Genomic DNA, 9467 nt, shown 5'->3' with positions numbered 1-9467 from the left:
GTGTGGGGTGTGGGGAGATGGGGTTTAGGGTGATGGGAGCTTTTTTCAGTGATCAGTAAACAGTAAACAGTAAACAGTAATCAGTGAACTGAAAACTCACAACTGATCACTGATAACTGATCACTGATAACTGATCACTGTCAAGAATGTCCCCGGCAATGGCATGATAATTATGGTAACTAATAAGTATTCTCTATCCTTGGTGGGTGCGTTAGACTATGGGGTTTGCTGATCTATCGATCACTGATATTGCGGCAGAGTACGATCTGGCCGATGAATCTGTGTTGTCACTTTGCGACCAATTAGGCATCTCCTATAAAGATCGGCAGACTAATCTCGCCCTAGAAGATGCTAAAGCAATTATCTCACTGATTTTATCCCAACGCTCAGGAGTAACCGCCTCGAAAACGGAAACGTCCCCTTGACTTTATTCCCCACTGCGATCTTCTCGGTGTCCGTGATCACTTAGAATCGATCGACACCCTCCCAGAGGAGAAAATTTTTTTAGTCACCTTAAAATTCCCTTTCTTGGAACAATTGCGAGTAGGAGAACAATGATCAAACGTTTGATTGTGGCAGCGATCGCTGTAGTCTTTTTTGTATTACAATTCAATCTTAACGGCGCTAGTGCCTTAGAACTCAATGAAAAAACCCTCACCATCACCCTCAATGATGCAGGGGAATCGGTGACTTTGACTTCTGAACAAGCGACGGAAGGACAGAAACTTTTTGTCGCCAATTGTACTAAGTGTCACCTGCAAGGTAAAACCAAAACTAATAATAACGTCAGTTTGGGTCTGGGTGATCTGGCAAAAGCGGAACCTCCCAGAGATAATCTGTTAGCATTGATTGATTATCTAGAACATCCCACCAGTTACGATGGTGAAGATGATCTCAGCGAATTTCATCCCAATGTTAGCCGTCCCGATATCTTCCCAGAATTACGCAATCTGACCGAAGATGATGTGTATAACGTCGCCGCTTATCTGTTGGTTGCTCCCCGTCTAGACGAGCGTTGGGGTGGTACAATTTACTTCTAAATTGGCCTCCATATATCCCTCGATCCCTCTAGATTTCTAGGGGGATTTTTGATTAGATAGCAAATAGTTGTGGCTCTTCGTTACTTGTTATGGTTCGATAGGGGGGCATAAATCAACAAAATCTTTATCTGGTAAGGGATTTAATTGATTAGTTCGCTTTAGATAAAAAACAATTGACAAAAATCGCCCAATGTCTTTCTCTATAAGGGTTCCATCCCTTATAACTCCCGTCTATTGCATAAGACAAACCGAAGAACCATAGTTGTAAAAATTCTTTGAGTTCATTTAATACTTCATGCTCAAAGTTCCAAATATGACGTTTGTTTTTCATAACATAATCAAATCCATTCATACTGCATTTCCTGCCAGCTTGTTTTTTGTCTTCTGTGGAACAGGTATCAAATCGTAAATAGTTACTAATCCAAAACTTATCAAAATCTTTGTCTTTAATCGATTTTTCTTGCTTGTTTAAACAATTTCTCCAGTCTTCTAAACAATCCGCATAGGTGGAATCTTGACTTTTAATCTTCTTGAGAACTGTTTCTAGTTCTCCTTGTCCTTCCACATTGGTAAAATAACAAGCAAATTCTGTGATTTGATCTTCTATTGTTGTCAATCTATAAAGCTGACTGGTTTTCCTAATATCTTCCGCTTCTGGATACACCTTTTTCAGACAATCGTTAAGCCAATTTAGTCGCTCTGTCTTAGTATCAGAATCTTGATCGATAATAATACCAACTTTAGGGATAGCTTTTTTACCAAGAGTCGCCTTAATTTCATCGAAAGTGCTGGTTAATTTAGCTTGATCTAAACCCTGTAAACATTTATAGTCATCTTCCTCAAAGCAAATCGGTTTATCTAACTGAATTTTGTTAATATTTAAGTATTTTACTAGGGCTTCGATAAAAATTTTATCATTCTTGCTCTCGACGATTAATAAGTTACTCACCTCTCACCTCATTGCCATGTTTTAAGGCGTACTCTAAAGTGCTTAATTGTCTTTTAATACCAATAATTTTATCAGTTCTGGGACTCCTTGCTAGTTCAAAATAGGCCCCCTGTTCTGGATAATATTCTAACCCCACATCGGCAAAAGCTTGGATCATCTCTAAACTATGGGTTGTGGCAAAAATTTGGCTATCTAGTTCGATAGCTAATCGGAATAAAGTTTTCCAAATATCTGGGTAAGCAGTATAGTGAAGACCATTTTCTATTTCATCGATAAAAATGATTTTTTGCGGATTAAGCAGCAGAGCAAAAATCATCTCTATCAGACGATTAATAGCTTCACCAAACAGAGATATAGGTAGGCGTTTTCTCTCTTTTCTTTTCAGATATAAATTTGGTTCACCCAGAAAAAAACTTTCTATTTTTTCAATGGACGGATCGAGAATTTGTAGAGCTTTCAGCACTTCTTCTTCCTGTTCATTAAAAACTATTTTAGTATAGGACTCGCTCAATTCTTCCAAAGATTTATTGACAGATGCGGCAATGATTACTGGTTCCTCATCACCTGGATCAGGTAAAGCGAGTATTCCCTCAGAACTAGCAATTAAAAAATAGTTCAGTTGACCATCATTTGAGTCATTCTTGAGGTGAAAACTTGTGTGAATATTTAAGATAGAAATAACTGATTTATTTTTAGCGATAAAATCGTATAATTTTTGTAAGTCTTCAGAGATGCCTAAAACGCCATCTTTAAGAGAATCGGAAATCGATATTTTTACCAATTTATCTCCTCGTTTAGATTGGGAGCCTTTTAACTCAATAATATTTTCTCTATCAAGATTGAATAATAAATTATCCCAGGCATTTTTGGGAACAGCCTGAACAACTGCTAAAGATTGCCTACGAATGATTCCTCTGATGTAGGGATGAATAGTATTTGGATAGGGATAACTATACAAAAATATTGCCTCCAACAGGGCAGTTTTCCCTGAATTGTTCTTACCACCAATTAAATTAACTCGCTCAAAACCTTCAATTTTGGTATGCTCAAAACATCTAAAATTACTAATTTCAATATCCTTAATCATGTTGACCTCTGGGCTGAATAAACATAAACTTAGGGTTAGGAATGACCCAGGTAAGATGGGGATTTTTTTACTTAATTCTAGACGAGAATCCCCTCCAACTCTCAAACCGGTGACTATCCCCCACCGAAACTGCCGCCCTAAGAGATAATAGAGACAGGGATTTATTTACATTTCTTCATCATGGCTAGAGACTTACGAGGATTTATTAAGCTTTTAGAAGATCGTGGCCAATTACGCCGCATTAGTGCATCGGTCTCTGCCGATTTAGAAATTGCCGAGATCGCTAATCGGATGCTACAGGTAGGGGGACCGGCCCTACTGTTTGAAAACGTGCAAGGGGCCGAGTTTCCCGTCGCTATTAACCTGATGGGAACGGTAGAACGCATCTGTTGGGCGATGAACCTGAATAAACCCGAAGAATTGGAAGATTTAGGCAAAAAACTCGCCCTCTTGCAACAACCGAAACCGCCGAAAAAACTCTCCCAAGCGATCGATTTTGGTAAAGTGTTGTTTGATGTCCTGAAAGCCAAACCCAGCCGTAACTTTTTTCCTGCCTGTCAACAGGTGATTTTAGAAGGGGATGAAGTAGATTTAAAGAAAATTCCGATGATTCGCCCCTATCCGGGCGATGCAGGCCAGATTATCACCCTAGGGCTAGTAATTACTAAAGATTGCGAAACGGGAACCCCTAACGTCGGTGTCTATCGCTTACAGCTACAGTCTCACAATACCATGACCGTCCACTGGTTATCCGTGCGCGGTGGGGCGCGTCACCTGCGAAAAGCGGCGCAAATGGGCAAAAAATTAGAAATAGCCATCGCTTTAGGGGTCGATCCTCTGATTATCATGGCCGCCGCCACTCCTATCCCCGTAGATCTGTCAGAATGGCTGTTTGCGGGATTGTACGGCGGTTCTGGGGTACAGTTAGCCAAATGTAAAACCCTTGATTTGGAAGTGCCGGCCGACTCAGAAATCGTCCTCGAAGGAACAATTACCCCCGGAGAGGTATTGCCAGATGGACCCTTTGGTGATCACATGGGTTACTATGGCGGTGTGGAAGATTCACCCCTGATTCATTTCCACTGCATGACCCATCGTCGTGACCCCATTTATTTAACCACTTTTAGTGGTCGTCCTCCCAAGGAAGAAGCGATGATGGCCATCGCTCTTAATCGTATTTATACGCCGATTTTACGGCAACAAGTGTCGGAAATCAGGGATTTTTTCCTACCGATGGAAGCTTTAAGCTATAAAGCGGCGATTATCTCCATTGATAAGTCCTATCCAGGACAAGCGCGGCGAGCGGCCTTAGCTTTTTGGAGTGCCTTACCCCAGTTCACCTATACTAAATTTGTCATCGTCGTCGATAAGGAGATTAATATTCGCGACCCCCGGCAAGTGGTTTGGGCAATTAGTTCTAAAGTGGATCCGGTTCGCGATGTGTTTATTCTCCCGGAAACCCCCTTTGATAGCCTCGATTTTGCCAGCGAAAAGGTCGGTTTGGGGGGGAGAATGGGAATTGATGCCACCACTAAAATGTATCCCGAAACAGACCACGAATGGGGGGAACCTTTGGAGTCGGATCCAGCCATGGCGGTCAAGGTTTCTCAACGCTGGTCAGAATACGGTTTAATCGATATTAATTTACAAGAAGTAGATGCCAATAAATTTGGCTATGAAATGTAGATTTATTCGACTAAGCTGTCAGCTAAGAGGCATTTTAAAAGATTTAGAATCTTGTCTTCTGACAAAAGATTCGCAAACTTCAGCAAAAATGATTCTACAGATAATGGTAAACCAAAACGTCAATGTAGAGATTGTGGCGATCAATTTAACACTACCTCAATTTTCTCAAAAAAATCGACCCGCCGCTAGGCGGGAGACAAAGGGCAAAAGAGCAAAATAAGGGAGGGTTAAAGTCCTGGGGAGACACAGGCAAACCGAATGATAAAGGTGGTGCGTTAAAGCGGATTGTTAATTTTAGTTTTTTGACCGAATTGATAGCCGCAAACACGCACCTTACACTCTACTAAAAGTGGGAGGTTTTCAACCCAAATTTTCTGGTAAAATGATTAAGGATAATTGGCCAAAACTTTATGAGGATTTAAGCCTGTGATCATCAAAGAGTTAGAAGAGCAAATTCTTGCCCTCAAACCTAGCGAAAAAGTGCAGGTAATCCAGTTACTCGCTCAAAGTCTGGGTGGTGATTGGCAGGGAATTGAGAAAACGCCTAAAGTTTGCGGCGGACAAGCTTGCATTGCCAATACAAGAATTCCAGTTTGGGTGTTAGTAGAAGCTCGTCGTCTTGGTTATAGTGATGCTGATTTATTAACAAGTTATCCGACTATTAAGGCTACGGATTTAGCTAATGCTTGGGTATATGCGGCAGCTCATGAAGATGAGATTGATTTGCTCATTGAGTAGAATGAGGCAGTTTAGGGGATGGCACGTTTTTACGCAGATGAGCAGTTTCCTTTGCCGGTTGTGGAATTGTTGAGAAATTTGGGGCATGATGTTTTGACGGTGCAAGAAGCGGGAAATGCTAATCAACAAATTTAAAATAGAGACAAAATATTCTCATCTAGATGCCACATCATTTCATCTAGATGGAGAATATAAAAGTGAAGAAAAAAAAGAGAAAAAAGAAGAAGAGATTATCAAAGAAAGACCAATAATTATTACCAAAGGATATTCTTGTGACCATCGACCAGATTTGAAAGAATGCGTCTTAGACTTAATAACAACCCAGGATGGAGACGTACCATTATTTGTGAGAGTTGGAGATGGAAATGAAGAAGGGTAAGCTGTCTTTGGCAAAATCTTAGTAGAATTTAAAAAACAAATAAAATTTGACAGTATTATGGTCTGTGACAGTGCCTTATATAGTCAAGAGAATCTTTAACTAATTCAACATCTAAAATGGATAAGTAGAGTTCCCATGACGATAAAAAGAGCCAAAGAATTAGTCCAAAATGCAGAAATGGAAGAAATAGATGCCAAGGAAAGAGAAAAAAGGGCAGAGCTAAATTTCTGACAGGGGAACAAGCAAGCTGAAAAGCTTATTTAGCATGGAATACAGACACAGACTCCCAAAAAAGATAGGTCATATTTACTATATATGACCTAGATAACGAAAATGATAAGTGAACTATACCAGAAAGTGTTAGAAAATGAACTGGGACGAGCCAGATATCTACTGTTGTTAATGATAGTTGGAACCTGGCAAATACTAAAGCAAGCAAAGTTAGAGATATTAGCAGAAACACTACCAATACCAATCCTGTTTGAGAGTCGGAGAAAAAAACTAAAAAGATTTTTAAAGCTGGAAATTCTGAATATTGAAAAAATCTGGTTTCCCTGCCTAAAATAGATGTTAAAACAGCAGCAGATATTCACAACAAAAGGATTAGTATATATTGCCATAGACCAGACGAGTTGGGGAGCAATAAATCTCTTGATTGTGAGTTTAATTTATGACAAGAGAGCCATCCCAATCTATTGGGAGATATTAGATAAAAAAGGAAGTAGTAATCTCGAAGAACAGCAGCGAGTATTGGGAAAAATATTGACGGTGCTATCAGGTCATAAAATAGTGGTACTAGGAGATAGAGAATTTTGCTCGGTTAGTCTTGGAAAGTGGTTTTAGAAGCAGAGTTTATACTTTTGTTTAAGACAAAAACAAAGTACAAATGTGAAGACAAAAGAAGGAATTTATCAAGAAATGAGAGAGTTAGGAAATGAGAGAGTTAAGTTTAAGTCCAGAAACTTAACTATTTTTGAAGGATGTCAATATTACAAAAGAGCAGGGATTTGTCGAGTTTAACTTAGGGGGTAAGTGGAAAAAACCTATGGGGTTTTTCAAACAAAAGAACCTTGGTATATTCTGACAAATTTTGGAGATTTAGAGACGGCAATAATTGCCGATAAAAAAAGATTTGATATTGAGGAGATGTTTCGAGATTTTAAGTCGGGAGGCTATAGCTTAGAAGGTTCTCAATTAGCACCGAAATACCTATCAAAGCTGATAATTGTTATAGCTATCGCCTCTACAAGTGCCACAATGCAAGGTAAAAAAAATTAAGGATATGGGAATCCAAAAATATGTCACAAGACCTGAAAAAAGATATAAAGGTCAACGCAGACACAGCAGTTTTTATGTGGGTCAACATCTCTATCATTGGCTCCAGCTACATCAAATGTTCCAAAAAAATATAGAAGAGCTAATGCAAATTAGCCGCTATCGGTTGAAGGATTACATCAAAGGACAAAGAGCGATATTGCTTGCCCTATCTACCTTCTAGCTCGCTTGTCCCCCTCTCAGAAAAACTTGACCAACTATCATTGGCTTACTTATTCTTAATTTGTTACTTTACTTTTCAAGGCGGATTTGGTATTACTTAGGCTGTTTGACCGCCTAGGTACTAGGCTATGGCTTTTCTACCAGCACTTTTTGAGAATTTACTAATGAGTGGGCTTGTGAGGGTTGAGGGTAATTAGAGTAAACTGAAAAGGTGTTATCATTTGGAGGTAAGTTGTTTTCGTTAACCGCACAGCAAGCTATTAAGTCGGTTGAGCTTTGCCAAAGTCTCTCGGATGGATTTCGGGATATTGTTTTATTCCGATTTGACCCGTTACGGGGCGAAATTTATATCTTGACAGGTGAAGACATTGAATTGATTATTTATGCCGATAGAAATTGGGATTTTTTGCCAAATGAAGCCTAATTTTAACGAAATGAGCAATTCCACTCTCAGAGCCTATGTTCTACAACACCGTGAGGATGATGAGGCTTTGCGGGCGTTGATGAGTCGTCGTGATCCGAATGCGATCAGGTATAATTTCCCTAGTACGGAGGAGGGTTTACGTCAAATGGAGGAGGTGATTCGCCGTAAAATTGAAGGGACTTTATAGGTATACTCTTTTTTGCGGCTGACTCTGGGGTCTGGCAAATGCTGAAAATGCTGAAGAACAATCTTTCTCAAGAGCTTTGCTTCTTGTTGCTGCTGGCGGGTCAAAACTAGCTGACCAAAGCCTTTTGCCATAATAACTAACTGGGGAATGCCAACCCCTGTTCATTCTTAGGTTAACCCATTGAGTGTCTCCGAGACCGACTCAAAGGTTGTCAAGCTGGCACTCTATACTCCGTGTCGTTTGTCAAGTACAATTTGTACCAAAGTAAAGCAGTAATCTACCTATAAATATTTGAGTAACCTAACACAATACAGTCATTGTTAACGATCTTCAACATTATTTGGGACAATGATCTATCTCATTGGATTACCCTTGCCGTTTTTTCAATTGCAACAGTATCGAAACTTAACGCCTAGGGAATTAGTAAATAGAGATAAATATACACTACCGCCTATCCCAATTTTTAGCGAATATATTTCAGAAATTTCTCCGTACTTTATCAAGAGCAATCAAGTAAATAGTGATACCGTTGATTGGTTATTGCGTTGCCTTGATCAAATGCCAGAGAGAGAACAAGCTTCTTCGGTTGATTTTATTTTAAGTAATCTTTCGATAGATATTGCTATTAAATTTCCACTATTAGTTTCATGGCTAAAAAATAATTAGGGCTTGCTGAATAATGGTAAAACCCTTTTAAAATAAGGCTTTTGACCTGTTAAAGTCCGATGTTAGTGCAAGAAAATAGGATTGGGACTTTCAAAAACCTTGCATTATCTTTCTTGTAGTACATCAATTGGTACAAAAAACAAGGGCAACAAAGCCCGAAACGACCGGCTACTGACTCCTGACTCCTGACTCCTACCCCCAGGAAAAACTTTTTCAGCAGACCCTAATTATAACAATCATCAAAAACAAGCTCTTATTTCTCTAGTAGCTAGGCAAAACTTTAGAAATTTAATAGGAGCTATTAATTATAACAATTTTCGAGACTTAGTGAACTTAATTGTCAATAATATATACCTTGGAAATAATGATGAAAAGCAACTTAGAAATCGCCAGCCTTTCTGGAGTAATTATAGCAATAGTTTTATGAGAATAAAAATTTTACTTCCTGAACAAACCTATTCTATTATTGGCAATAAATTTAGGGAAGATCAAGACATTCTGAAATTAGAAGATGACGGAAGCAATCCCACAGAGTTGTGTATATTTGATTTTTGATAGTGAAACAGAAAGTCTGTTGATATTAAGTTGAGTGCGATCGCTGATCTGGTAGATTGCGTTAGATAACAATCCCAAAATTAGGGGCGCAAAGAACTTGCACCCCCTAGATATCACAGTAATTCCCCTGACCGTGGCTTCTAGCGGAACATTGCCCGCAGGGAACTGGAGAGTTGATTGGCTGCCCGTGCGGCCACCAATCCCGAAAGGGCAGCAACCACCACTGTAGCAAGGCAGGTTAGCTGGGCCGCCCCCGGAC

Annotated in this window: 13 protein-coding genes and 1 pseudogene; 12 read left to right on the top strand and 2 right to left on the bottom strand. The window is 39.5% G+C overall.

The features are described from left to right. The first annotated feature begins 218 nt into the window (after nt 1–218). Nucleotides 219–425, top strand: coding sequence for a translation initiation factor IF-2 (locus IQ224_RS18390; protein WP_194033327.1), 207 nt, complete (start codon nt 219–221; stop codon nt 423–425). 129 nt (nt 426–554) lie between these two features. Beyond that, entirely contained in the window at nt 555–1040 is a 486-nt protein-coding gene (psbV, locus tag IQ224_RS18385; protein ID WP_002743055.1) for a photosystem II cytochrome c-550, read from the top strand. A 148-nt stretch (nt 1041–1188) separates the two neighbouring features. Here the strand turns inward: psbV and IQ224_RS18380 are convergent, their stop codons facing one another. After that, nucleotides 1189–1989 (bottom strand): DUF3226 domain-containing protein, encoded by an 801-nt coding sequence (locus IQ224_RS18380; RefSeq protein WP_228036305.1) that lies wholly within the window; start codon nt 1987–1989, stop codon nt 1189–1191. Continuing rightward, nucleotides 1982–3076, bottom strand: coding sequence for an ATP/GTP-binding protein (locus tag IQ224_RS18375; RefSeq protein ID WP_194033326.1), 1095 nt, complete (start codon nt 3074–3076; stop codon nt 1982–1984). Before IQ224_RS18375 ends, IQ224_RS18380 begins: the two co-directional genes overlap by 8 nt. Nucleotides 3077–3256: 180 nt before the next feature. On the opposite strand from IQ224_RS18375, the gene IQ224_RS18370 reads away from it, so the two are divergent. The 10 genes and pseudogenes from IQ224_RS18370 (at nt 3257) to IQ224_RS18330 (ending at nt 9208) form a co-directional block, all read left to right on the top strand. Then, nucleotides 3257–4762, top strand: coding sequence for a UbiD family decarboxylase (locus tag IQ224_RS18370; RefSeq protein ID WP_194033325.1), 1506 nt, complete (start codon nt 3257–3259; stop codon nt 4760–4762). Between the two features lie 426 nt (nt 4763–5188). Then, nucleotides 5189–5500, top strand: a complete 312-nt coding sequence (locus IQ224_RS18365) for a DUF433 domain-containing protein (RefSeq protein WP_194033324.1) — start codon at nt 5189–5191, stop codon at nt 5498–5500. 18 nt (nt 5501–5518) lie between these two features. Further along, nucleotides 5519–5635 carry a DUF5615 family PIN-like protein gene (locus IQ224_RS18360; RefSeq protein ID WP_002737600.1) on the top strand — a complete coding sequence of 39 codons (117 nt, stop codon included), beginning with the start codon at nt 5519–5521 and terminating at the stop codon, nt 5633–5635. Continuing rightward, nucleotides 5619–6104: pseudogene (locus IQ224_RS18355) on the top strand (IS1634 family transposase); the annotation flags it as partial. The gene IQ224_RS18360 and the pseudogene IQ224_RS18355, both read left to right, overlap by 17 nt. 342 nt (nt 6105–6446) lie before the next feature. After that, nucleotides 6447–6722, top strand: coding sequence for a hypothetical protein (locus IQ224_RS18350; RefSeq protein ID WP_194033323.1), 276 nt, complete (start codon nt 6447–6449; stop codon nt 6720–6722). A gap of 189 nt (nt 6723–6911) precedes the next feature. Beyond that, the gene (locus IQ224_RS24335; protein ID WP_004157171.1) at nt 6912–7157 is read left to right on the top strand and encodes a hypothetical protein; all 246 of its coding nucleotides are present in this window, start codon (nt 6912–6914) and stop codon (nt 7155–7157) included. 430 nt (nt 7158–7587) lie between these two features. Beyond that, on the top strand, nt 7588–7800 hold the full coding sequence (locus IQ224_RS24330; protein ID WP_004157154.1) for a hypothetical protein: 213 nt from the start codon (nt 7588–7590) through the stop codon (nt 7798–7800). Beyond that, entirely contained in the window at nt 7790–7987 is a 198-nt protein-coding gene (locus tag IQ224_RS18340) for a hypothetical protein (RefSeq protein ID WP_036400447.1), read from the top strand. Before IQ224_RS24330 ends, IQ224_RS18340 begins: the two co-directional genes overlap by 11 nt. Nucleotides 7988–8335: 348 nt before the next feature. Further along, complete coding sequence (locus IQ224_RS18335; protein ID WP_228036304.1) at nt 8336–8653, top strand: hypothetical protein; 318 nt, start codon at nt 8336–8338, stop codon at nt 8651–8653. A 255-nt stretch (nt 8654–8908) separates the two neighbouring features. Further along, nucleotides 8909–9208, top strand: coding sequence for an EH signature domain-containing protein (locus IQ224_RS18330; RefSeq protein ID WP_370583154.1), 300 nt, complete (start codon nt 8909–8911; stop codon nt 9206–9208). The last annotated feature ends 259 nt before the right edge of the window (nt 9209–9467 follow it).

Source organism: Microcystis sp. LEGE 00066 (genome assembly GCF_015207925.1).
In the GTDB taxonomy this organism is placed as follows: domain Bacteria; phylum Cyanobacteriota; class Cyanobacteriia; order Cyanobacteriales; family Microcystaceae; genus Microcystis; species Microcystis ichthyoblabe_A.
Note: the sequence above shows the minus strand (reverse complement) of the source record. Positions and strands in the feature narration are given on the sequence as shown.

Coding starts and splice junctions, on each gene's coding strand:
- IQ224_RS18390 (WP_194033327.1), top strand. CDS start 219: ATGGGGTTTGCTGATCTATCGATCACTGATATTGCGGCAGAGTACGAT.
- psbV (WP_002743055.1), top strand. CDS start 555: ATGATCAAACGTTTGATTGTGGCAGCGATCGCTGTAGTCTTTTTTGTA.
- IQ224_RS18375 (WP_194033326.1), bottom strand. CDS start 3,076: ATGATTAAGGATATTGAAATTAGTAATTTTAGATGTTTTGAGCATACC.
- IQ224_RS18370 (WP_194033325.1), top strand. CDS start 3,257: ATGGCTAGAGACTTACGAGGATTTATTAAGCTTTTAGAAGATCGTGGC.
- IQ224_RS18360 (WP_002737600.1), top strand. CDS start 5,519: ATGGCACGTTTTTACGCAGATGAGCAGTTTCCTTTGCCGGTTGTGGAA.
- IQ224_RS18350 (WP_194033323.1), top strand. CDS start 6,447: ATGTTAAAACAGCAGCAGATATTCACAACAAAAGGATTAGTATATATT.
- IQ224_RS18340 (WP_036400447.1), top strand. CDS start 7,790: ATGAAGCCTAATTTTAACGAAATGAGCAATTCCACTCTCAGAGCCTAT.
- IQ224_RS18335 (WP_228036304.1), top strand. CDS start 8,336: ATGATCTATCTCATTGGATTACCCTTGCCGTTTTTTCAATTGCAACAG.